The organism is Paramesorhizobium endophyticum, from assembly GCF_014640615.1.
Classification (GTDB): domain Bacteria; phylum Pseudomonadota; class Alphaproteobacteria; order Rhizobiales; family Rhizobiaceae; genus Paramesorhizobium; species Paramesorhizobium endophyticum.
This window is the reverse complement of sequence record NZ_BMHH01000019.1, coordinates 1-23,515: the sequence shown is the minus strand read 5'-3', so window position 1 is coordinate 23,515 and position 23,515 is coordinate 1. Positions and strand designations below refer to the sequence as shown.

At 59.2% G+C, this 23,515-nt stretch carries 13 protein-coding genes, 6 pseudogenes, 1 CRISPR repeat array and 1 other annotated feature; of the genes and pseudogenes, 14 read left to right on the top strand and 5 right to left on the bottom strand.

Annotated features, from left to right (window positions below; translation table 11 throughout):
* The first annotated feature begins 102 nt into the window (after positions 1–102).
* Positions 103–158, top strand: a sequence feature (sul1 is cis-regulatory element that is thought to sense ions involved in sulfur or methionine metabolism; They are found in Alphaproteobacteria).
* Between the two features lie 71 nt (positions 159–229).
* Entirely contained in the window at positions 230–1,717 is a 1,488-nt protein-coding gene (locus IEX53_RS18630) for a SulP family inorganic anion transporter (RefSeq protein WP_188825687.1), read from the top strand.
* Positions 1,718–1,773: 56 nt separating this feature from the next.
* On the opposite strand, the gene IEX53_RS18625 is transcribed toward IEX53_RS18630, so the two are convergent.
* Together IEX53_RS18625 and IEX53_RS18620 are read right to left on the bottom strand one after the other, a co-directional pair.
* On the bottom strand, positions 1,774–2,577 hold the full coding sequence (locus IEX53_RS18625; RefSeq protein WP_188825686.1) for a potassium channel family protein: 804 nt from the start codon (positions 2,575–2,577) through the stop codon (positions 1,774–1,776).
* Positions 2,578–2,951: 374 nt separating this feature from the next.
* The gene (locus IEX53_RS18620; RefSeq protein ID WP_188825685.1) at positions 2,952–3,350 is read right to left on the bottom strand and encodes a hypothetical protein; all 399 of its coding nucleotides are present in this window, start codon (positions 3,348–3,350) and stop codon (positions 2,952–2,954) included.
* 271 nt (positions 3,351–3,621) lie between these two features.
* Between IEX53_RS18620 and IEX53_RS18615 the strand changes: the two genes are divergently transcribed.
* From IEX53_RS18615 to IEX53_RS23995, 7 genes and pseudogenes are all read left to right on the top strand, one after another.
* Positions 3,622–4,125: an RNA polymerase sigma factor gene (locus IEX53_RS18615; RefSeq protein ID WP_188825684.1), complete on the top strand. Its 504-nt coding sequence runs from the start codon at positions 3,622–3,624 to the stop codon at positions 4,123–4,125.
* Complete coding sequence (locus IEX53_RS18610) at positions 4,122–5,057, top strand: FecR family protein (RefSeq protein WP_188825683.1); 936 nt, start codon at positions 4,122–4,124, stop codon at positions 5,055–5,057. Before IEX53_RS18615 ends, IEX53_RS18610 begins: the two co-directional genes overlap by 4 nt.
* A gap of 211 nt (positions 5,058–5,268) precedes the next feature.
* Positions 5,269–7,626 (top strand): TonB-dependent siderophore receptor, encoded by a 2,358-nt coding sequence (locus IEX53_RS18605; RefSeq protein ID WP_188825682.1) that lies wholly within the window; start codon positions 5,269–5,271, stop codon positions 7,624–7,626.
* A gap of 22 nt (positions 7,627–7,648) precedes the next feature.
* Positions 7,649–8,539: an ABC transporter substrate-binding protein gene (locus IEX53_RS18600; protein WP_188825681.1), complete on the top strand. Its 891-nt coding sequence runs from the start codon at positions 7,649–7,651 to the stop codon at positions 8,537–8,539.
* A complete protein-coding gene (gene fhuB / locus IEX53_RS18595) occupies positions 8,536–10,506 on the top strand; it encodes a Fe(3+)-hydroxamate ABC transporter permease FhuB (protein WP_188825680.1) in 1,971 nt (656 codons plus the stop codon). The genes IEX53_RS18600 and fhuB overlap by 4 nt, the downstream gene beginning before the upstream one ends.
* A pseudogene (locus IEX53_RS18585) lies at positions 10,482–11,457 on the top strand (transposase). Before fhuB ends, IEX53_RS18585 begins: the two are co-directional and overlap by 25 nt.
* 32 nt (positions 11,458–11,489) lie before the next feature.
* A pseudogene (locus IEX53_RS23995) lies at positions 11,490–11,624 on the top strand (transposase); the annotation flags it as partial.
* Between the two features lie 93 nt (positions 11,625–11,717).
* Here the strand turns inward: IEX53_RS23995 and IEX53_RS18580 are convergent.
* A complete protein-coding gene (locus IEX53_RS18580; protein WP_188825679.1) occupies positions 11,718–12,728 on the bottom strand; it encodes an AraC family transcriptional regulator in 1,011 nt (336 codons plus the stop codon).
* A 62-nt stretch (positions 12,729–12,790) separates the two neighbouring features.
* On the opposite strand from IEX53_RS18580, the gene IEX53_RS18575 reads away from it, so the two are divergent.
* Positions 12,791–14,005 carry an MFS transporter gene (locus tag IEX53_RS18575; RefSeq protein ID WP_188825678.1) on the top strand — a complete coding sequence of 405 codons (1,215 nt, stop codon included), beginning with the start codon at positions 12,791–12,793 and terminating at the stop codon, positions 14,003–14,005.
* Positions 14,006–14,177: 172 nt separating this feature from the next.
* On the opposite strand, the pseudogene IEX53_RS18570 reads toward IEX53_RS18575, so the two are convergent.
* Positions 14,178–14,420, bottom strand: a pseudogene (locus tag IEX53_RS18570) (transposase); the annotation flags it as partial.
* A gap of 129 nt (positions 14,421–14,549) precedes the next feature.
* Positions 14,550–15,222: pseudogene (locus tag IEX53_RS18565) on the bottom strand (efflux RND transporter permease subunit); the annotation flags it as partial.
* Between the two features lie 50 nt (positions 15,223–15,272).
* On the opposite strand from IEX53_RS18565, the pseudogene IEX53_RS18560 reads away from it, so the two are divergent.
* From IEX53_RS18560 to IEX53_RS23990, 5 genes and pseudogenes are all read left to right on the top strand, one after another.
* A pseudogene (locus IEX53_RS18560) lies at positions 15,273–15,740 on the top strand (SDR family oxidoreductase); the annotation flags it as partial.
* A 426-nt stretch (positions 15,741–16,166) separates the two neighbouring features.
* Entirely contained in the window at positions 16,167–19,319 is a 3,153-nt protein-coding gene (gene cas9, locus IEX53_RS18555; RefSeq protein WP_188825677.1) for a type II CRISPR RNA-guided endonuclease Cas9, read from the top strand.
* Positions 19,277–20,170 (top strand): type II CRISPR-associated endonuclease Cas1, encoded by an 894-nt coding sequence (gene cas1, locus IEX53_RS18550; protein ID WP_188825676.1) that lies wholly within the window; start codon positions 19,277–19,279, stop codon positions 20,168–20,170. The genes cas9 and cas1 overlap by 43 nt, the downstream gene beginning before the upstream one ends.
* A gap of 9 nt (positions 20,171–20,179) precedes the next feature.
* Positions 20,180–20,509 (top strand): CRISPR-associated endonuclease Cas2, encoded by a 330-nt coding sequence (gene cas2 / locus IEX53_RS18545; protein ID WP_188825675.1) that lies wholly within the window; start codon positions 20,180–20,182, stop codon positions 20,507–20,509.
* 58 nt (positions 20,510–20,567) lie between these two features.
* Positions 20,568–23,178: a CRISPR direct-repeat array (repeat unit 36 nt; unit sequence AACCTACCATGGGCAAATCGGTAGGGAAACCACGGC).
* A 95-nt stretch (positions 23,179–23,273) separates the two neighbouring features.
* Positions 23,274–23,399, top strand: a pseudogene (locus IEX53_RS23990) (M20/M25/M40 family metallo-hydrolase); the annotation flags it as partial.
* Between the last annotated feature and the right edge of the window lie 116 nt (positions 23,400–23,515).

Here is a 23,515-nt window from a genome sequence, read left to right as displayed (position 1 = left end):
AGAGCTTGACGATCGACAGGCCTCCAGCGCCGCATGTGTGTGGCGATGCTCGGCATCGGATATTGCAATACCCGAAACTCTCGGCTAGGCAGGGAGTATCCGCAAGGACCCGGTGAAACTCCGGGTGGCTCCTCTGGCCGCCGATCCGCCAGACAACACAGCAACGCAACTCTCTTTTCAGGACCGGCTCCAGCCCGGCCCGTTGCATTCAACTGTGAAAATTTTCCATATGCGATCTCTTTCCAACTACCGCCGGGAGTGGTTCTCCAACATCCGTGGCGATGTGCTCTCGGGCATCGTCGTCGCGCTCGCCCTCATCCCTGAAGCCATCGGCTTTTCCGTCATCGCGGGCGTCGATCCGAAAGTCGGTCTTTATGCTTCCTTCGCCATTGCCTGTGTCGCGGCGATCACGGGCGGGCGGCCCGGCATGATCTCCGCCGCCACGGCGGCGACAGCCGTCGTCATGGTCTCGCTGGTTAAGGAGCACGGCCTTCAATATCTGTTTGCCGCGACCATTCTCATGGGGCTCATCCAGATCGTCGCGGGTTTCCTCAAGCTCGGAAGGTTGATGCGCTTTGTGTCGCGATCGGTCATCACCGGCTTCGTCAATGCGCTTGCAGTACTCATTTTCCTTGCGCAATTGCCGGAACTCATCGGCGTGCCGGTCGAGACTTATTTCATGATCGCGGCCGGCTTGGCGATCATTTACCTCTTTCCGTTCGTCACCAAGGCCATCCCGTCGCCGCTCGTCGCCATCGCCGTGCTGACACTCATCGTCTGGTGGACCGGCATGGACCTGCGCACGGTCGCAGATCTCGGCGAGCTTCCCTCGGCAATGCCCGTCCTGACACTCCCGCAGGTCCCGTTCACCTGGGAGACATTGCAGATCATCCTTCCCTATTCGGTGACGCTGGCTGCCGTGGGATTGCTGGAATCGCTGTTGACGGCGCAGATCGTCGACGACATGACCGACACGCCCAGCAACAAGAGCCAGGAATGCATCGGCCAGGGTGCTGGCAATATCGCCTCCGCGCTTATCGGCGGCATGGGGGGCTGCGCGATGATCGGCCAGTCGGTGATCAACGTCACTTCGGGCGGCCGCGGTCGGCTTTCGACATTCGTCGCGGGCGCTTTTCTCCTGTTCCTGATCGTCGTCCTCAATGATCTCGTCCGGATCATTCCTATGGCTGCCCTCGTTGCGGTCATGATCATGGTCTCGATCGGGACCTTCTCATGGCGCTCGATCCTCGACCTCCGGCGCAATCCGCTGCCCTCCTCAGTCGTGATGCTGGCGACGGTTGTCACCGTGGTCGCGACGCACGATCTCGCCAAGGGCGTTGTCGTCGGCGTCCTGTTGTCAGGCATCTTCTTCGCGGGCAAGGTAGCGAGGCTCTTCAGCGTCGCGCGGCGGGACGATACGGATGCGGGTACCGTGACCTACATCGTGCAGGGCCAGATATTCTTCGCGTCGGCGGAAAGTTTCGTAGGCGCGTTCGATTTCTCCCATAACGCCAGGCAGGTGGTTATCGACATCAGCGGCGCCCATCTCTGGGACATCACCGCTGTCGGTGCGCTCGACAAGGTAGTGATCAAGTTCAGGAGAGCGGGCGTGGACGTACGCGTGCTCGGCTTCAACAAGGCGAGCGCCGATATGGTCGACAGGTTCGCACTGCACGACAAGGAAGAGCGGCAGGCCACCAGCGCTTCATTGCATTGACGAAAGAATGGCTTGCCGGGCGCTTGCCAGCGTGTCCGGCAAGTCCCATTGCAGGCTTAATCGTCAATGTCCGGTATCTTCAGCATGTAACCGCAGGCCTTGCAGTGGACGGCATCCGGCTCATGGCGCTGCAGCCCGCATTGTGGACAGGGGTACAGGACTTTCTGCGGCCGGAAGATGGCTTGTCCCAATCGGATGAAGAGAGTAACGCCTGCCAGCATAATCATGACCGCGGTAAGCTTGCCCCATGGCCCCGGCAGGACGATATCTCCATAACCGGTTGTCGTCATGCTTGTTACGGTGAAATAGAGAGCGTCTATGTAGCCTGTGACGCCGGACCCTTCCCGGAAGAAGAACGTATAGACGAAACCGGTGACAACGAAGAGGAAGATGATCAGGTTGACGACCGATTGCCCGACCTCCCGCCAGGCGCCGTAGCCGCGCCGTTCCAATGGTCGCCAGAACATTCCGCTGCGCGATAGCGACCATAGGCGCAGAACGCGCAGGAAACCCAGATTGGCCAGCCATAGGGGAAAGAGCAACGTGACCAGAATGAATATGTCGATGAGGCTTGTCGGCTGTCTCAGCCAGCGCGGAATATTGGTGGATGCCAACGCGCGGGCTGCAATATCCAAGCCAAGGAGTGCTGCGATAGAATAGTCTATCCAGAGGAAGGAGGGGCGTTCCCGAAAAACCTGATGCGTGATGAAAAAGACAACGATCAGGAGATCAACGATAATCACGGCATATTGGAAGCGGGCGGCGACGGGAGACCGTCCATGATAAAGCAACCGCAAGCGCTCGCGGAGCGCCTCCCGGCCGGTGCGTGTGGGAGGGGTAGTAATGGGACGGTCGTCCATGTTGCCTCAATAATGCAGGATTTTCCAGGATGGTTCGGCTCGGATCGGTCAGCTAAGACTGTGCCGTTTTACAGAAATGCATGACGGAAATCCTGCGGTCATAATCAAAAGAAGGTTCAAAGTCCTCTGCTCCGTCTGGGCATAATAGCGTTAACGGGAATTGGGACCCGCAGAGTAGAGCTGGCTCGGTTTGTCTGAACAATTTGGTGCGGCTTGCTAAGTGGATTTCCGCCTCGGTTATGCTGCCGCCATCATCGGGGTCAGCGCGTTGAAGTAAGCCTGATCCGGCGTCTGCCGGGATCGTGTTCCAGGAGGTGGTGTAGCTCCTGAGGTTTGAAGCCAGGATCGCGTTCGATCGCTGCGCGCCATCCTACTTAGCGAAATAATCTACTGAAGCGACCTCGCAATTGGCAGAGCCAACGGCGGATGCGTGACGGCGAGGTTACAGGTCCGATATCGCGGTCGCAATCGATGGAAACGTAGCCAACCCTGTCTTTCAGCCAGGACAGGTTCGTTTTTCCCAGCTTTCTCAAATGTTCTGCCGCCTCGTTGAAGAGCGGGTGATGCAAATCGTGTGTGGTAAGCCGGTAGTCCCTGCCGGCTTGCGAACGTCCCTGAAACGACGCGCAATCGGGCTCATCCGTATAGGCGCGCCCCAGATATGTCGTGTCGCCATCCGAGAACCTGTAGACATCATATTCGTAATGATAGGTGTGAAAGCCCTCGGCATCGGGCTCGGACGCATCGATATGATGGGATACTTCGATCTTCAAGTGGCTGTCCTCAAACCTGAAAATGCGTGGCATATTAGTGACATCGGCTGATAATTTATGGTTCGAGACATTACGTCAAATCGGGGCCGCGCAGCTGCAGTTTCTCTAATTCCATGATTTTGCAGCGAAAAACATGATAATTTGAGTAAGGTATTGAGCGGAGCCAGAAACTGCAGAAAACATTGGGTATTTTGGACGATTGCGGATGATTGAAGCGGGGGATAAGCAAAATGGAAACAGCATTATACCGTTTTTCCGGATTGCGATTTCCATGGACACCCGAACAGCGGACCTGGCTAGATTGTATGAAACCGAGCATACGCGCCTGCGGTCGATCGTGCGCCGGCTGATCGGCAATCCAAATGTCGCGGAAGACGTCGTCCAGCAGGCTTTTGCCAATATTCTGGCAAGAACGGACGAGACGGCAGCCAATTTCGCTTATGTCAGGCAGGCCGTGCGAAATCTCGCGCTCAATCATCTGCGCGATACGAGACGCCGTGGTGAAGCGGAGCTGACCGGATTTGAACTCGACACAATCGCCGATGAGCGGCCTTCGCCGGAGATGGCCGCGTTGTACCGTTCGGAACTGCGCAGGCTTCTGCAGGCCGTCGCCGAACTTCCGCCGCGCCGGCGCGAGGCATTCACGCTCAACAAGGTCGAAGGCTTGTCCTATGACGAGATCGCCGAACGGATGGGCATATCGCGCAATACCGTGATCTCGCAGATCGTGTCAGCGATGCTTGCGCTGGACCGGGCGTTGGCCCTGGAACCATGATCGATCGCGATACCGATGCGATTTTTACGCAAGCGCTGGAATGGTTCGTCCTTTTAAAAGAGGACAGCGCCACTGCTGGCGATCGTCTCGCGTTTGAGCAATGGCTTGCCGCGAGCGAACTGCATGAAGCGGCGTATCGACGGGCAGAGCATCTGTGGAGCCGCTTCGACGTCGTCAAGCCAAGCTACGAGCAGTTCAGGAAGACCAAGCGTATCAGCCGGCGCAATGTCGTGCTCGGCGGTCTGGCGGCCGCGGTGGCCGCACCCTCGCTTTATGGGCTCAGCCGGCCGGGAATGTTTGCCGAATACAAGACGGATATTGCCGAGCGGCGTCTCTTTACCCTTCCCGATGGCAGCACGGCGGAGCTCGGCAGCCATACGGCCATGTCACTCGATTTCCGTCTCGACGCGCGGCGCGTGCGCCTCTATCGCGGGCAGGCGTTTTTTACCGTGGCATCCGATGCTACGCGTCCGTTCATCGTCGGGGCAGCGCAAGGCAATATCCGGGCGCTCGGGACGAAATTCGACGTGAAGGTCGCATCCGATGCTGGGCTGGTTTCTGTCCTCGAACACGCGGTGGAATTGCGCGTGGACGATGAAAAATCCGGCCCCGTCGTCATCGAGCAGGACTGGCAGGCCAGCTATGGGCCGGGCGGTATACAGCCGTTGAAGAAGGTCGACCCTGGAATCGTCGAGGCCTGGCGGCAGGATCGCATTGTTTTCAAAGATGTTCCCTTGCGCCGGGTCTTGGCCGAGCTCGAGCGCTACCGGCGCGGACGAATATTGCTGCTGGATGACGCCATGGGCGATATTCCCGTGACAGCTGTCTTCGACAGCAGGCGGGCCAGCGATGCCCTGCAGATCATCGCCGATATCCTGCCGATCCGCGTCGTCAATCCGGATGGGTATCTTGCCGTGGTCTATTCGCGCTGAGCCATTTCCTAACTTTTTCTTAAAAAATCGCCGCGCCCGATCATTCGTTCGGTCCGCCCGGGTGTTTACAATGACAGGGCGTATCAATCGCCCTCGAATTTGTAACGCGCCTTTTCACTGGAAGGGCAGTGTGGGGTGTAACATGCGGGTCGGACAGCTATTCACGGTGGGCCAAAGGCAACAGGGCCTGATACTTTCAAGAGCGCGGCATGTGCTTCTGGCCGGTCTGGCCGCCGTGGCTTTGGCATCGGCGTTTTCTCCCGCCGCCAATGCGCAATCGAAGCCGGTAAGCAATAATGGCCGCATCGCATTCGATATCGGCGCCCAGTCCCTGTCGGATGCGCTCGTTCAGTTTTCGCGAAAGACCGGCGCGCAGCTGTTTTTCAATGCCGATCTCGTGCGCGGAAAGCGGTCGCCCGGCGCCCGGGGGAGCCTTACCCGTGGTGAGGCGTTGGCCCGGCTTTTTGCAGGCTCCGGCCTTGATTACCGGTTGAGCGGCAATACGGTGACCTTGGGTGATGCCGATTTCAACCTCAGCACCGGCGCCATCGAGCCTGACGGCTCCATCCTGTTGAACCCGATCGTCATCAGCGGCCAGGATGGCACGGGTTATGCAACCACCCACAGCGCGACCGGCAGCAAGACAGACACGCCGCTCATCGAGGTACCGCAGGCGATTTCGGTCGTCACCAAGGACCAGATCCGCGATCAGGGCGCGCAGAATGTCGCTGAGGCGCTGCGGTATACGGCGGGTGTTACAACAGGGATTTTCGGGGCTGACCCGCGTTATGACCAGTTGACGGTGCGCGGTTTCAACTCGCATTTTTATGGCGATTACAAGAATGGCCTTCGCCAGCCGACAAATGTTTACGCGCTCTTCAAGACCGAAGCCTACGGCCTGGAGCGGATCGATGTCCTGAAAGGACCGTCATCCGTCCTTTATGGTCAGGGAACGCCGGGCGGCGTTGTCGACCGCGTTACCAAAAAGCCGACTGAAGAACCGATCCGGGAGGTGCAGGGGCAATTCGGAACCGACCGCCGCTTTCAGGGCGCCTTCGATTTCAGCGGTCCGGTCGATGCCAACAAGGAATTCCTCTATCGGCTGACCGGTGTCGTGCGCGATGCCGACAATTATCAGCACAGCGACATGCCCGATGATCGCCGTTTCATCGCGCCATCGCTGACCTGGCAGCCGAACGAAGACACGAAGCTGACGATTCTTGGTGATTTCCTCGAAGAGGAGGTGGGCTGGAATTTCTTCTACACCAAGCCCGACGGAACGCCGACGCATATCTTTACCGGCGAGCCCTCCTATGACCGCTACAATCAGAAGCAATATTCGATCGGCTATGAGCTTGAACATCGTTTCAACGAGGTCTGGCAGGGCAAGCAGAAACTGCGGTGGGCGAGCCTCGATCTGGATGCGGAATATGTCTATCAGTATGGGTCGGTGACGGACGGGCGGACCCTTAATCGTGTGTGGGAAGGCCGTGATGACAGGTTGGACTCCTTTGCCGTCGACAATCAGGCAATTGCCGAGTTCGATGCGGGTGCGACGGACCACAAGGTTCTGTTCGGCCTCGATTACCAGGATATGAACACCAGAACACATGTGACCAACGGCTTCGCGCCGTCGCTGGATCTGGAGAACCCGATTTATGGCCAGCCGATCGACATGGCGGGATTCGTCATGGAGACGGCGAACACGAGGCAAAAGGTCAGCCAGACCGGCATCTATATCCAGGACCAGATCAAATATAATGACCGCTGGCTGCTAATGCTCGGCGGGCGCTACGACTGGGCCAATATGGAAACCCGCAATCTGCTGGCGGGCACGACGACCGATACGGACGATTCCGCCTTTACCGGACGCATTGGCCTGACTTATCTCTCCGACATCGGCATTGCGCCCTATATCAGCTACGCCACGTCATTTCAGCCGACACCCGGCACGACTTCCGCCGCCAGAGGCAGCGAGCCATTCAAACCGACAGAAGGCGAGCAATACGAGATCGGCGTCAAATATGAGCCGACGGCAAACAGCCTTGTCACACTGTCAATATTCGACCTGACGCAGACCAACATGCTGACGGCGGATCCCGATAGCACCCAGAACTTTATTCAGACAGGCGAGGTTCGTTCGCGCGGGCTGGAACTTGAAGGCACAGCCGACCTGACGGACAATCTGAGGCTCCGGGCGTCCTATACCTATCAGGACATGGAAGTCACGAAGAGCAACAGTGGCGATGTCGGCAAGCGCCCGGTCAGCGTACCCGAGCATCAGGCATCGATCTGGGGCGACTATACGATCAGGGAAGGTGCGCTTGACGGCGTAGGGTTCGGCGCCGGCGTGCGCTTCACCGGCTCGACCTTTGCAGACGAGCGAAACACCAAAAAGAACGATTCATCGAGCTTTGTCGATGCATCGATCCATTATGAACGGGACGGAACACGGTTCGCTATCAATGCAACCAATCTGTTCGACAAGGAAGTTGCAACCTGCGCGTCCGGCAGTTGCTATTGGCAGCAAGGCCGCACCATCACGGGCACGCTGACCCGGCGCTGGTAGTCCGGTGCATAGCCATGAACTCGTGAGAGGAAGTGTAACCCGCCGCGCCGCGCTGGCTGGCCTGATTGCCGCCCCTTGCTTTTTGGCCGGCGGCCAAAGGGCCAGCGCTGCCCTAGCCTTCAGACCACGGGTCGCCGCCCTGGACTGGGGCCTTGCGGAATCGCTTGTTGCGCTGGATGTGACGCCCGTTGCCTTGCCGGAAATAAATAACTACCGACGGCTCGTCGATGCGCGCCTGCCGGAGACGGTGCTCGACATCGGGCTTCGCATCGAGCCGAATTTCGAAGCGATCCAGAGATCGGCTCCCGACCTCATCGTCGTCAATCCCGGCTATGTCGCCTTTGCCGAAAAGCTCGGGCGTGTCGCGCCGGTGAAGAGCTATGCCGTCTTTGACGCAAACGATACGCCTTTCGACAATGCCAGCCGTGTGCTGACGGAACTGGGGCGGGCGACGGGCCGGGAAACCGAGGCAAAGGCCTATCTCGGTCAGGCGGAGGCCACCCTGAAAGGACTTGCAGGCGTGTCGGGCCGCATGCGGGGCAGACCGGTCTATCTTGTTACCATCATCGATGAACGGCATGTCATGGTTCACGGCTCGAACAGTCTTTTCCAGCATCCGCTGCAAGCGGCGGGCCTGAGAAACGCCTGGGACAGGCCCGGCAATTTGTGGGGTTATGCCAATATCGGTTTTGATGGGATAAACGGCGAAGCAGAGGCCTTGGTCATCAATCTGGGACCCATTCCACCTCGCGTAGCGCAAGGCCTCGCCGACAGTCAGCTTTGGAACAGCCTTCCATTCGTCAGGGCCGGCCGGTTCCACGCGATCCCTGCGTTGTGGACATTCGGCGGCCTGCCATCGGCGATGCGTTTTACTGCGGCGCTGACCGAAATCATCCGGACCATAGGCCAATGAAAGCGGAACGCGGTAATTTCATTGCGGGTCCAGCGCTGTTGCTCCTGCTGTTGGGCGGGCTTGCAATTGGGTTCACCAGCATAACTCTCCCCACATTGCCGCGCTGGCCGGCGCTGATCGCGGCTGAAGGCACGACAGAACATATCCTGTTCGTCTACAGCGACTTGCCGCGTCTCGCGGTCAGCCTTCTGGCCGGTGCCTGCCTTGCGTTGGCCGGTACGATCTTCCAGCTCGTGCTCCGCAACCCGCTGGCGTCTCCGACGACCCTTGGGACGGCTGCGGGCGCGCAACTTGCCCTGACGATCTCCATCGCCATCGCGCCCTCCGCATTGGCATACAGCCGTGAGCTGATCGCAGTCGTCGGGGCCGCGACAGCGACCATGCTCGTCTTCACGATCGCCATGCGCCGCCATTTCTCGCCCGTCGTGCTCATTCTGGCGGGCCTGCTCATCAGTCTCTATTGCGGGGCAGTTCAATATGGCATCAGCCTGTTTCATCAGGAACAACTGGCGAGTGTTTTCATCTGGAGCGCCGGTTCCCTGCTTCAGAACGGCTGGTCGGGCGTTATCGTGCTGGCGCCGGCGCTGTGCGTCATCGGCTTCGGCATGGCCTTTCTGGTACGACCCCTGACGCTGATGGCCCTTGGCGATGGTCAGGCACAAAGCCTCGGCCTGCCGATAGTGCAGGTGAGATTGATAGCTTTGCTTGCTGCGGTTGTCCTGAGCGCACTGGTGGTTAGCAATGTTGGCGACATGGGATTTGTCGGACTTGTCGCGCCGTGGCTGGCGCGCCTTTGCGGGGCGCGAACGGCCTCCGCGCAAATCGTCTGGTCGCCGCCGATAGGCGCTGTCCTGTTGTGGATTGCCGACCAGCTTGCCCAGATCGCCGGTGGCGGTTTCTATGAAGTGCCGACCGGAATCGTCACGGCAGCGATCGGCGCGCCGATATTGCTCCTGCTTTTGCGGCGCGTGCGCACGCAATCCGTGCCGTCAGCGGGAACATTTGAGGCGAACGCTCCTGACCGTTCCTGGCTGTGGATTGCCAGTTCGATGGTGGCCCTTGTGCCTGCCATCGCCCTCGGCCTTTCCGCGAGCTGGACGGGCCAGGGAATGCAACTCGCCCTCGATCCCGTCTTCGGTGCTTTTCTCGAATGGCGCGGACCGCGCGTGTTCGCCGCCGTTCTGGCCGGCTGCATGCTGTCGCTGGCCGGGGCGATGCTGCAACGCCTTCTGAACAATCCAATGGCAAGCCCGGAAGTACTGGGCGTCTCATCGGGTGCAATGCTGGGAATGATCCTGACGGTGATTTTTCTGCCCGCCACCGGAAACCAGTGGCATCTCGCAGGGGCAGCGGGCGGCGCATTTCTTACGCTTGCATCGATGCTCTGGCTTGGCAGGCGAACCGGTTTCGCCCCCGAACGCATGCTTCTTGCGGGTGTCGCCGTCACGACCTTTTGCGGAGCGCTGTTCACAGCGCTTCTGGCGGCTGGCGATCCGCGCCTGCTGGACATGATGGGCCTGCTGGCTGGCTCTACCTATGGGGTTGGCTGGGATCGCGTGTCGATAGCGGCGATGATTGCATTGCCCTGCGTGCTGGGCGTTTTTATGTCCAGGCGCTGGCTGGACATTCTCATGCTCGGTCCCTTGACGGCGTCGGCGCTGGGAATGGGCGTGGCAAAAGGGCGGCTGGCGCTGCTTTTGCTGTCGTCCGTTATGGTGGCGGGATCGACTTTGCTGGTGGGGCCGATCAGCTTCGTCGGACTGATGGCTCCCCATATCGCGCGTCTGCTCGGTTTCCGGACAACGCTCATGCATCTCGCGGCATCGGCACTCACGGGAACGCTGATCATGATACTGGCCGATTGGATCGGGCGAAATGCCATGTTTCCCTATCAGCTGCCTGTCGGGTTGGTCTCGACCCTCATCGGTGGTCCTTACATCATCTGGCTCCTCTGGAAGAACCGCTGACCGGCAGCCTGATCTGCCCATTCATTCAGGGCATCTCGCCCCGCTCTGTTGACGATCTGGTCAAGGCGATGGGCATGAGCGGCATTTCGAAGAGCCAGGTCAGCCGCTTGTGCGAGGAAATCGATGGCAAGGTAAAGCCTTCCTCACCCGGCCTATCGAAGGTGACTGGCCGTACCTTTGGATCGATGCCACCTTGCGCGACCGGGCTTTGGAAGCCTCGACCGAGGACCGCATCACGTTTACCTCGGCGATCCTGCCGAGGTGGGCACGGCGGACGAAAAGCCTCGATGCGCTGCTTCCGGTCCTTTACCTGCGCGGTATCTCGACCGGCAATTTCCAGGAGGCGCTGGCCGCCCTGATGGGCAAGGATGCACCGAACCTGTCGCCATCGGTGATCGGACGGCTGAAGGAGGAGTGGCAGGTTGACTATGATCGCTGGCAACGCCGCGACCTGTCGGCGCGCCGCTATGTCAGCGCTGCTGGCAGCACAAGGGCCTCAACGTGCTCAACAAGGTTCCCAAATCGGTGCAGCCGAACATGAAGGCCGACCTGAGGGAAATCCGCGATGCGCCGGACCGGGCGAGCGCCGAGGCCGCCATGGCCGCCTTCGTCGACAAATACGCGGCCAAGTATTCAAAGGCCGTCGACTGCCTGACGAAGGACCGCGAGGCGCTGCTGACCTTCTTTGACTTCCCGGCCGAGCATTGGGACCATCTGCGCACATCGAATCCGATCGAAAGCGTCTTCGCCACCGTCCGGCATCGGACCGTCCGCGCCAAGGGGGCGCTGTCGCATAAGACGGCCCGCCTCATGGTCTTCAAGCTCGTCATGAGCGCCGCGACAACCTGGCGGCGGCTGAAGGGCGAAAATCAGTTGCCAAAGGTTATCGCAGGCGTCAAATTCACCGATGGTGTCGCAGAGTCGGCAACACCAGATAACCGCGCCGCCTGATCGGCCCCATCACCCAATTCCCATCATAGCTCGTTGCCGACCAGATCAGGCCGAAGGTTCCCAAACTGGCACACCTCATGGATAGCGCCGAAGAAGATGTGCTCGCCTACATGACCTTCCCTAGGCAGCATTGGGCCAAGCTCCCAGGGACGTCATCCAACCGCCGAACGAGCCATTCCTTCGATGGTACGCTCTTTCCTGTCTGACTACCTAAACTGAAGCGGGTCTGTCACAAGGCGGTTAATGGCGGAATTGGCCGCTCACGATGTTGTTAAAAGCCTTCTCTGCCGGCCGGCCCCTGGAGGGTGGCCGGTCACACGCTTATAGGCACGGCTAAAGGCGGCTTGAGACGTATAGCCGAGCCTATGCGCGACAGTGTCTATGGTAAGTCTGTCGCGGGTCAACCATTGATCCGCAAGCCTCATTCGAAGTTCCGCAGCATATCGTAGCGGCGGGATACCAATCGTAGACTGAAAACGCCCCGCAAAGACCGAACGGGAAATATTGCATTCCGCCGCCAGTTCTTCCACCGACCAGTCACGGCCGGGGTGCCGATGTAGCGCTAGAATGGCCCGGGCCAGTCGCGGATCGCGCAAGGCTGCAACTAGGCCGGAGGCGTCGTCGCAGCCGCATTCTATCCAGCCTCGCACGATCATGGCGGCCATCACCTCAGCCAGTCGCGCGAGTATGCCTGCAAACCCGATCCGGCCCGAGCAGATTTCATTCTTCATGCTGGTAAAAATGGGCACCAGCCCCGGATAGCGGCTGTTCTGGGCGTCAGCCAGCATGAAGGGTGGCATCAGCTTACCAAGTCCCTGCATCCCGCCGAGATCGAACTCCATGCAGCCATAAAACAGGATGGCGCTTGGTATCGTGCTGGTGCTGGGGCAGGTGTCCACCCCACTGACAGTGTCGCCAAGGGCGGCGGTAGCAAAGCTATCGATAGGCTGCACTGAGACGTTATTGTCCGACAGCAACGCATGGTTTTCACCTTGGGGCACAAGAACGGCGCTGCCTGCCGATAGCCTGTGCAACGTGCCGTCCGCGCTCCGCAAGAGCGCGTTCCCCACGGCAAGGTAGTGGAAATAGGCATGACCAGGTTGGGCGTCAAAGCTGATACCAAACTCCGGCCCCGTCTGTATGCGACGGTATTGGACACCGCGCAGGCGCATGCCGGACAGCAACTCGCTAACGAGGTCAGAGGAGAGCGCGAACGAATCTTGCAAGGCTATGTCAGGAGTTTCTATCAAACAATCAGGTTGATAGATCATAGATCGTCCTGCATTCGATGTCTAGGTTCCGGTCAACCTGATTGATTATGGAAGGAACCTGGATGACTGATATCGCTGGCAACTCTGCACTAGACACAGAGCGCGATGACACAACGCATGAAGCACCTGTATCCGCCGTATGGCTTGCGGTGCTCTCGCTGACAATGGGCGTATTCGGCCTGCTGACGGCAGAGTATCTTCCTGCCAGCCTCCTGACCCCCATGGCCGTTGAACTTGGCGTGTCTGAGGCTTTGGCCGGGCAAGCCGTCACCATAACCGCGGTGGTCGCCCTGTTTTCCGGTCTGTTCGTGCCGGTTTTGACAAGAGCGCTTGACCGGCGGGTCGTGCTCCTGGCCTTTACCACGTTGATGATCGCCTCCAACTTACTGGTGGCGGTCTCCTCCAGCATGACGATCCTGTTGGTGATGCGTGTCTTTCTCGGCATTGCCCTTGGTGGCTTCTGGGCCATGGCTGCGGCCGTCACGATGCGGCTGGTGCCCACCGTACTTTTTCCACGAGCGCTGTCGATTGTCTTCAGCGGTATCGCTGTGGGGACCGTCGTCTCCGTTCCGCTTGGCAGTTATCTGGGAGAGTTGTTCGGGTGGCGTAGCGCCTTTTATGCAGCAGCGGCTATCGGGCTGGTGACACTGGTCTTTCAGCTTTTCACTTTGCCGCGGCTGGCCCCTCGCAAAACCACGGCCGGACTGGGGACGGTGCTGCACATTGTGCTGCGTCCGGGCATTGCCATTGGCATGCTGGGCTGCATTCTGGCACATACCGGTCATTATGCGCTGTTCACATATATCCGGCCATTTCTGGAAAGCACTGCTGGCGTTAATTCCGATGTGCTGGCGCTGATGTTGCTTGGTTTCGGCGTGGCGAACTTCGCCGGCACTCTCCTTGGTGGACGGTTGATGGAACGGAGTCTGCATTCAACGCTCGTGCTGATGCCGGCACTGGTTGGTGTAGCTGGTCTGACGCTCGTCTTCCTGCCTGTCTCGGGCCTTGGGCTGGCACTTCTGGTAGCGTTCTGGGGTTTGGCATTCGGTGGCGTACCGGTCGCCTGGTCGACCTGGGTGGCGCGTTCGGTTCCCGATCAGGCAGAGAGCGCTGGTGGAATGGTGGTTGCCTCGGTGCAGGGAGCTATCGCCGCCGGAGCTGCAACCGGGGGCCTCATGTTCGGCCTGAGCGGCATTGTCGGGGTGTTCATCGCAGGCAGCGTCGTGATGCTTGTTGCTGCATTGTTCATAGCGCTGTTCGTAAAAACAGCACCTTAGTGACTGGCGACAGCAAAAGCGCACCGTGCATGATCGCAACAAGTCAGGGTTCGGCTTCCGAACCGATAATTGACTTGCGCCGTACGGATGAGGGCGGTTGCCGGTACTTTGATCGGAAAGCTTTGCTGAAATGCGAGACGTCCTTACGTCCTTGAATCCGCAGATCATCGCAACGGGCGGTGTCGCCTGCAAGCCGCTTCTTGCCCGCTTCAAGGAATTCCTTCGACCAGCTATAATACAGGCTCTCGGCGATCCCTTCGCGGCGGCAAATCGCGGCAATGCTGTCTTCACCGCGCAGTCCTTCCAGCACGATGCGGATTTTATCCTCCGCCGAATGGTGCTTGCGCGTGGCGCGGCGGATGTCTTTGATCGTCTTCTCGGCCGTCGATGTCTGCGGCCCGGTTTTCCGTCTCATCTTCGCTTCCTTTGATTAGCTACGATGAGCCGAAAATCCTTTAAGCCAGTTCTGTCTCATGGGCGCTGCCATGGATACCCGAAACAATCTTCAAGAGGACGCAGAAATTTCGAAAGAACGATAGACAGGTCAGATGCGGCGGACTGAGAGGGGGCAGGGAAGAGACTTCCTTAACCGTTTGAGGAGTTCGAGGAAGTCATCGACGAATGTGAAGATGACGGGGATGACCAGGAGGCTGAGGAACGTCGAGGTCAGCAGGCCACCGATGACGACGATTGCCATGGGTTGGCGGAAACTCGAATCGCCGCCGCTGAGGCTAAAGGCCACGGGCAGCATGCCGCATCCCATGGCGATCGTGGTCATCACGATGGGACGTGCCCGCTTGTGGCAGGCGTCGACGAGAGCATCGAATCGCGCCATGCCGCCGCGCCATGATGGCGTATTCGACCAGCAGGATCGAGTTCTTCGTCACAACGCCCATGAGCATGAGCAAGCCGTTCACGGCGGGCATGGAGAAACTCCTACCGGTGATAACCAGCGGCAACAGAGCCCCACCGAATGACAGCGGTAGCGCCATGAGGATCGTCAGCGGTTGAAGGAAATCGTGAAAGAGCAAAACCAGCACGGCATAGATGCAGAAGACACCGATTGCCATGGCAATGCCGAAGCTTTGGAACAATTCGGAACTGCGCTGCAATTCTCCCTGTTCGACCAGCCGAACGCCCTGCGGCAGGTTCTTGAGCGCGGGCAGCGCCTGAGCCTCGCCATTGACATCGTTGAGAATTCGGCCGTTGAGCTCGAGAAAGGCACGCCGGCCTACCAGCCGCCTTACAACAAGCTCAAGGGCGGCGAGGCGCAGTTCCCGGTCCCATGGAGAGGCTGAAGGTCGACGAATGGGACCAGATGATCGACGTGAATGTCAAGGGCGTCCTTTACGGCATCGCTGCAGCGCGCCCTCATATGAAGGAGCAGAAGTCGGGCCACATCATCAATGTATCCTCCGTAGCCGGTCACAAGCTCTTTGGCGGGTCCGCCGTATATTCGGCGACGAAGTTCGCAGTGAGGGTATTGTCGGAGGGGCTACGGCAGGAGATGGCGCCTTATAACATCCGCACTACGATCATCTCGCCGGGAGCCGTCAAGACGGAGCTGCTCGAGCACATCAGCGAGAAGGACGTGCAGCAGACGAACCAGGATTACGTAGGTCAGGTCGGGGTGCCAGCCGACACGTTTGCCAGGATGATCGCTTTTGCGATCAACGAACCCGAGGATGTCGCAGTGAATGAAATCCTCTTCCGTCCGACGGCGCAGGAACTCTAACTCTGGCGTGCGACGCCACCTGCCGGTCGTCCTTCGACTGGACCAAAGACGGCCGGGGGACAGCCCTTCGGCCGTCTTCATCGTTGCAGTATCGTCGAAGTTTAATGTCGAGATCGGATAGGTCCTATCAGAAACAGGATCCTAATCGGGCATTCGCTAAATTCTATCTCAAGGTGGTCGGAGCACCAAAGAAAGACGAGCAATATTTGGCTAGGTAGATTGCCGGGAGTAGATCCCGAAGACCAGCCCTTCTGATTTTTCGTAATCTTATTCAAGGAATCTCCCCCGCCGGTTTCCCGACGAGGGATGATCCTTCACAGAGAAAACCTTTCGGTAATTCTGTTACCGTGGCTTCCCTACCGATTTGCCAAGGTCGAGATGATCTTGCTAAACAGAATAAGTCAAGGGGAAATTGTGGGGGATGATATGATTGACGAAAGTCTGGCGTTCGGGATCGATCTGGGTATCGGCTCGGAGGGCTGGGCGGTGTTGCGCCGTCCGATAATGGATGCGCCTGGTGTCATCGAGGGCCTTGGCAGCTGGTGTTTCGATGTGCCGGAAACCGACAAGGAACGCACGCCCACCAATCAAATCCGCCGTGGAAATCGCCTGTTGCGCCGTGTCACTCGCCGCCGCCGCAAGCGCATGACGGAGATTCGTCAGGTGTTCCACGCGCATGGGCTGCTGTCATCCTTGAAACCCGAAATGCTGAAAGGGCAGAAGCCTGGTCTCAATCCATGGGAACTCAGGGCTCGCGGCCTCGACAAACCATTGAAGCCAGTGGAGTTCGCCGTCGCGCTTGCCCACATCGCCAAACGGCGCGGCTTTAAATCCGCCGCCAAGCGCAAGGCAGCCAATACCAGCGGCGACGACAAGAAGATGCTTGCAGCGCTGGAGGCCACCCAGGAGCGGTTGGCGCGATACCGGACCGTAGGTGAGATGTTCGCCCGTGATCCGGACTTTGCCGCGCGGCGGCGTAATCGCGATGGCGTCTTCGACCGCACCGCGAGCCGGGACGATCTGTTTCATGAAGTGGGCAGCTTGTTTGCTGCACAAAGGCGGCTTGGACAGGATTTCGCCTCACCGGAGCTTGAGGAGGCGTACAAGGTCATCGCCTTCCGGCAAAAGCCGATGCAGGACAGCGAGAAGCTCGTGGGTGCATGCATTTTCGAGCCCGATGAGAAGCGGGCGGCGAAACTGGCGCCGTCCTTCGAGCGCTTCCGCCTGCTGACCCGGCTGATCAACCTGCGGGTCAGGAGAGCGGATGGCCGTGAAGAGCCGCTGTCGCCGGACGAACTCGCGCGGGCGACTTCCGACCTCGGCAAGACGGCCAAGCTAACGGCCAAGAAAGTGCGCAGCCTGATCGGGCTTGCGGGTGATGAGCGCTTCACCACGATCAAGCCGGAGGACGAAGGCCGGGATATCGCCACTCGCACCGGAGAAGCCCTGCCGGGCACCGCCGCGCTTCGCAAGGCGTTGGGCGAAACGCTCTGGGCGCAAATGCGCGATCGCCCCGACCAACTGGATGACGTGGCGCATGTGTTGAGCTTCTTCGAGACTAACGACACGATTGCTGCAAAGCTCGCGGAACTTGGGCTGGAAGCGGCGGTGCTCGATGCGTTGCTGGCCGCGCTGGATGACGAAAAGGCTCTATTCGCCAAATTCAAGGGGGCAGGACATATATCCGCCAAGGCATGCCGCGCCCTGCTGCCTCATCTGGAACAGGGCAAGCGCTACGACGAGGCATGTGCCTTGGCGGGTTATAATCACGCCGTGTCCGGCCTGTCGGACCGGGATGCCGTGACGACCAAGGCGCAATTCAACGATCTGGTGAAGGAAGTCGGCGAAAGCATCGCCAATCCTATCGCCCGCAAGGCGCTGACCGAAGGATTGAAACAGCTTTGGGCCATGCGCAACAGATGGGGCCTGCCCGGCTCCATCCATATCGAGCTTGCCCGTGACGTCGGCAACAGCATCGAAAAGCGCCGTGAAATCGAAAGCGAGATCGACAAGATCACCGCCCAGCGCGAGCGCGAGCGCAAGGAAGTGGCCGAGCTTCTGAACCTGACCCACGTGAATGGCGATACGCTGCTGCGCTACCGCCTGTGGAAAGAGCAGGGCGGCAAATGCCTTTATACGGGCAAGGATATCCACATCACCCAAGTGATCGCCACGGACAACAGCGTGCAGGTGGATCATATCCTGCCATGGTCCCGTTTCGGCGATGACAGCTTCAACAACAAGACCCTCTGCCTTGCCGGCGCCAACCAGCAGAAGAAGCGCGCCACACCCTATGAGTGGCTTGCGGGGCAAGGCGCAGATGCGTGGGAGGCTTTTGTCGAACGTGTCGAGACGAACAAGCAATTGCGCGGCTTCAAGAAACGCAATTATCTGCTGAAGAACGCCGAGGAGGCCGCGAAGAAATTCCGCGAGCGTAATCTCAACGACACGCGCTATGCGGCGCGCTTGCTGGCGGAAGCGGTGAAACTCTTCTACCCCGTGGGCGAACGGGCCGGGAAGGGCGAGCGCCGCCGTGTGTACACCCGCCCGGGCGCGCTGACAGCGGCGTTGCGGCAGGCCTGGGGCCTGGAATCGCTCAAGAAAATCAATGGTGAACGCGTGAGGGACGACCGGCATCACGCGCTCGACGCCTTGACTGTCGCCGCCATCGGGGAGGGGGAGGTGCAGCGCCTGACCCGGTCATTCCAGGAATGGGAGCAGCAGGGTCTCGGGCGTCCGCTCCGGCGCGTCACTCCGCCGTGGGACGGCTTCCGGAACGATGTTCTTGCGGCGTACGAAAAGGCGTTCGTTGCCCGGCCCGAACGCCGCCGCGCCCGGGGGGAAGGCCATGCGGCGACGATCAGGCAGGTCGCAATGCGCGATGGCGAAACCATTGTCTTCGAGCGGAAGGCCGTTACCGCCTTGAAGGAAGCCGATCTCGACCGGATCAAGGATCCCGAGCGCAATCATTTGATCGTCGCGGCCGTCCGCGCCTGGATCGCCGAAGGCCGACCTGCCGACAAGCTACCTAAATCAAAGCAGGGGCATATGATCGCCAAGGTCCGGCTGGCGGCTAAAAACAAGGCCGCCGTCATGGTCCGTGGGGGGACGGCCGATCGCGGCGAGATGGTGCGTGTGGATGTTTTCACCAAGCCGAACCGCAAGGGTAAGGATGAGTGGTATCTCGTGCCGATATACCCGCATCAGGTGATGAACAGACAAGCATGGCCTCATCCGCCGATGCGGTCGGTAGTCGCCTATAAGGACGAGAGCGAATGGACGCAGATCGATGCAGGACACACATTCCGCTTCAGCCTTTATCCGAGGAGTTATGTCGAAGTGGCCAAGTCCACAGGGGAGGTATTCGAAGGTTATTTTTCCGGCCTCGACAGATCGACGGGCGCGATTAGTCTTGATTCCTGGAATGATCCGACGACCGCAATCAGAGGTATAGGAGCAAAGACTCTTTTAAGTATTCGCAAATATACTGTTGACCGGTTTGGCGCCCGCTTCGAGGTGAAAAACGAGGTCCGCACATGGCATGGCGAGGAGTGCATATCTCACAACCCTCCCGGTTGACCTTTCGTGACCGGCAACTCGTCGTCGCGCAGGACGACGGCGAGGTTTCTCTCGCCATCGAAGACATTGCCTGGCTCGTCCTCGACACGCCGCAGGTGAGCGTCAGTGGCAGCCTCCTCTCCGCCTTCGCCGAAGGGGGCATCGCCATGATCGTGCCGGACAGCAAGCATCATCCGGCAGGCGTTCTTCTGCCTTTTCACCAGCATCATGTGCAGGCTCATATCGCCCACCTCCAAATTGGCATCAGCCAGCCCTTGAAGAAGCGCCTGTGGCAGGCGCTGGTCGTCGCCAAGATCCGCAATCAGGCTACGCTCCTCGCCCATCTCGGGCGTCCGCGGGAAAAGACGCTTCTGGCCATGGCCGAGCGGGTAGGCTCCGGTGATCCTGATAATATCGAGGCGCAGGCGGCACGCAGCTATTGGCCTGATCTTTTCTCCGGCTTCACGCGAGGAAATGAGACAGACCGCCGCAACGCCCTGCTGAACTACGGATATGCAGTCATACGCGCTGCGCTCGCCCGAGCCTGCACCGCGTCAGGGCTGCTGCCGGCATTCGGTGTCCATCACGCGTCACGATCCAATGCGTTCAATCTGGTCGATGACCTGATCGAGCCGTTTCGTCCCTTCGTCGATCTGGCGGTGCATGAGCGGGCGCAGGAATGCGAGAATAAAGAACTGACTGTCGAGGATCGCCGTTTCATGGCTGCCATCCTCAATCGCTCTGCAGCCATCGGCCCGGAGCGCATGACCATACTGGCAGCCACCGAGGCAGTCGCCATGTCCATGGTCCGCGCCATGGAGCACAACAGCGCGGCGCTTCTGCAAACCCCAGGCTGGGCCGGCGAGGATTGATGTCGAGCAATGAAAGCCGAGGATGTCCGTTTCATGTGGCTCATGGTCTTTTTCGATCTTCCCGTCGGAACGAAGGAGCAGCGGCGGCGGGCGACCCGCTTCCGCAACGCGCTGAGGGACGACGGCTTCATCATGCTGCAATTTTCTGTTTACGCCCGCATTTGCCGCGGGCAAGATGCGGTGGATAAACACATCCGCCGCGTCCGCTCGGCGCTGCCCAAGGAAGGAAGCGTACGGACGTTGCAGGTAACGGACAAGCAGTATGGGCGCATGGAACTTATGCTGGGGCTTGCTCCAAAAACCGAGCGATTCGCCTCGACTCAAATGGTCCTGCTGTGATTTCCGCCTCGTCAAAAAGGCAAAAATCACAGCAGTTTCAGCCGGTTGTCGCAAAGGTAACCTACCATGGGCAAATCGGTAGGGAAACCACGGCGCTGAAGACGGTCTCCAGCGAGGCGAGTAGAACCTACCATGGGCAAATCGGTAGGGAAACCACGGCTCGTTAAGCGAGCGCTGCGAGCCCTGCAGGAACCTACCATGGGCAAATCGGTAGGGAAACCACGGCCGCCACCGGCCATGACGGTTCGCGTCGGCTAACCTACCATGGGCAAATCGGTAGGGAAACCACGGCCCAAATCAAAGCCGGTCGCATCCGCAATGAAACCTACCATGGGCAAATCGGTAGGGAAACCACGGCACATGCCGGGCGCATCCGCCACCCAGGCGAAACCTACCATGGGCAAATCGGTAGGGAAACCACGGCACACAAGTCGGCCTTAGCGGCCTTAGAGACAACCTACCATGGGCAAATCGGTAGGGAAACCACGGCGTGTTTCAGGACATTGAAAGTCCTTGAACCAACCTACCATGGGCAAATCGGTAGGGAAACCACGGCTTTCGTGTGTAGCGGCTCCCATATGACTAAAACCTACCATGGGCAAATCGGTAGGGAAACCACGGCCAGGTTGCTCGCTGCGGTGGCCCGACTGGTAACCTACCATGGGCAAATCGGTAGGGAAACCACGGCATCCGGTTGCCGTTGCTGTCGGTGCTGACTAACCTACCATGGGCAAATCGGTAGGGAAACCACGGCTACGTCATCATATTCAATGGAGAGGATCACAACCTACCATGGGCAAATCGGTAGGGAAACCACGGCGAGAATTTCGATCTCGCCGGTTTGCGCGTCAACCTACCATGGGCAAATCGGTAGGGAAACCACGGCTTCAACTGGCGCCGGGAAACGGGTTACACCAACCTACCATGGGCAAATCGGTAGGGAAACCACGGCTACGGCGTTGCGCTCTTCCTTGCCCGAGGCAACCTACCATGGGCAAATCGGTAGGGAAACCACGGCGATTCTGATTGGTTTAACCGCGGTGATTGTAACCTACCATGGGCAAATCGGTAGGGAAACCACGGCCCAGTTCGTGATTTCCGACCCATCGGGCAAAACCTACCATGGGCAAATCGGTAGGGAAACCACGGCCTTGGTATTCAGTTTGCACCGACTACAAACAACCTACCATGGGCAAATCGGTAGGGAAACCACGGCGGTGAAGTCCAATCCATTGATACAACACTAAACCTACCATGGGCAAATCGGTAGGGAAACCACGGCCGGATGAAACAGGTGCCGCTCGCGGTATCGAACCTACCATGGGCAAATCGGTAGGGAAACCACGGCAAACGCCGTGCTGGACCTGTTCTGACGGCTAACCTACCATGGGCAAATCGGTAGGGAAACCACGGCTGAAGGGCTGTCTTCGATCACGCCACCGCAAACCTACCATGGGCAAATCGGTAGGGAAACCACGGCGATGCTGGAAAGCAAGCCTTCGAGAGAGGAAACCTACCATGGGCAAATCGGTAGGGAAACCACGGCAGGAAAAAAGCAACGGCGAAGGCACCAAGCAACCTACCATGGGCAAATCGGTAGGGAAACCACGGCCAAAGCGAGCATTCGGGCATCGCGCGTCCCAACCTACCATGGGCAAATCGGTAGGGAAACCACGGCCGGTCTTTGACGCCTGAGCCTTGGGCTTCTAACCTACCATGGGCAAATCGGTAGGGAAACCACGGCGCCGGGCACCCCCGCGACGGTCGCTGCATAAACCTACCATGGGCAAATCGGTAGGGAAACCACGGCGGGGTTTTCAGATTGCGTCGGCCAACTGCGAACCTACCATGGGCAAATCGGTAGGGAAACCACGGCATCGGTTTGGTCCGGCCCGCTCGATCTGGTAACCTACCATGGGCAAATCGGTAGGGAAACCACGGCTCCTGCCATAGCCGCCGCACGGCGCGGGAGAACCTACCATGGGCAAATCGGTAGGGAAACCACGGCCACCGAACGATGCCCGGTCAACCGCCATCCAACCTACCATGGGCAAATCGGTAGGGAAACCACGGCGGCGGCGACACGATGCCGCCGCCCGATGCGAACCTACCATGGGCAAATCGGTAGGGAAACCACGGCGATTATGACCGCATCGAAAACTCCGAAAACAACCTACCATGGGCAAATCGGTAGGGAAACCACGGCTGGCCGCCTCCAGCCAGAGCCGCCGGTTCGCAACCTACCATGGGCAAATCGGTAGGGAAACCACGGCTGCAAAGACGATATCGTCACGGAGTTGAGGAACCTACCATGGGCAAATCGGTAGGGAAACCACGGCCGCCGCCGTCTTCACGGCGACGAGATGGTTAACCTACCATGGGCAAATCGGTAGGGAAACCACGGCGTTATTTTCAGTGGGGGCAAATCACGATGGAACCTACCATGGGCAAATCGGTAGGGAAACCACGGCCGCGTCCGCAACCGGCTGAAATAGAGGGTTAACCTACCATGGGCAAATCGGTAGGGAAACCACGGCGGTGCGCTGCGAGGTGCGGATCCAGGCTGCAACCTACCATGGGCAAATCGGTAGGGAAACCACGGCCAGATGAAGGATACGGATTACCGGCAGGCTAACCTACCATGGGCAAATCGGTAGGGAAACCACGGCCCTTTCGGGCACATCCGCAACGGAGTGAAGAACCTACCATGGGCAAATCGTAGGGAAACCACGGCACATCTCGCAGCAGACGACGCAGCGGGCAACCACCATGTGCAATTTATTTCCAGCCGGCCGAGGAGGGGCTTGGTGGGGCCCGCCTGATGGTAGAGGAAGGGCTTGTTCGAGCGTTTCCGGCCGACGCCGTCTATGGCATGTATAACGAGCCGGGACGGCCTTAGAGCTGGCTCGGGAAATTTGAACAGCGGGGATAAGTGGAATTTCTGGTGCGCCAGGCGAAGCTGGCGCGTTCCAGCCGGTGAAAGTCCGGCCCGGGTAAGGGGTAGCG

Excerpts from the sequence above, each read along its gene's own strand:
- IEX53_RS18625 (WP_188825686.1), bottom strand. The coding sequence starts at position 2,577 with ATGGACGACCGTCCCATTACTACCCCTCCCACACGCACCGGCCGGGAG.
- cas9 (WP_188825677.1), top strand. The coding sequence starts at position 16,167 with ATGATTGACGAAAGTCTGGCGTTCGGGATCGATCTGGGTATCGGCTCG.
- cas1 (WP_188825676.1), top strand. The coding sequence starts at position 19,277 with ATGGCATGGCGAGGAGTGCATATCTCACAACCCTCCCGGTTGACCTTT.
- IEX53_RS18610 (WP_188825683.1), top strand. The coding sequence starts at position 4,122 with ATGATCGATCGCGATACCGATGCGATTTTTACGCAAGCGCTGGAATGG.
- cas2 (WP_188825675.1), top strand. The coding sequence starts at position 20,180 with ATGAAAGCCGAGGATGTCCGTTTCATGTGGCTCATGGTCTTTTTCGAT.
- IEX53_RS18575 (WP_188825678.1), top strand. The coding sequence starts at position 12,791 with ATGACTGATATCGCTGGCAACTCTGCACTAGACACAGAGCGCGATGAC.
- fhuB (WP_188825680.1), top strand. The coding sequence starts at position 8,536 with ATGAAAGCGGAACGCGGTAATTTCATTGCGGGTCCAGCGCTGTTGCTC.
- IEX53_RS18615 (WP_188825684.1), top strand. The coding sequence starts at position 3,622 with ATGGACACCCGAACAGCGGACCTGGCTAGATTGTATGAAACCGAGCAT.
- IEX53_RS18580 (WP_188825679.1), bottom strand. The coding sequence starts at position 12,728 with ATGATCTATCAACCTGATTGTTTGATAGAAACTCCTGACATAGCCTTG.
- IEX53_RS18630 (WP_188825687.1), top strand. The coding sequence starts at position 230 with ATGCGATCTCTTTCCAACTACCGCCGGGAGTGGTTCTCCAACATCCGT.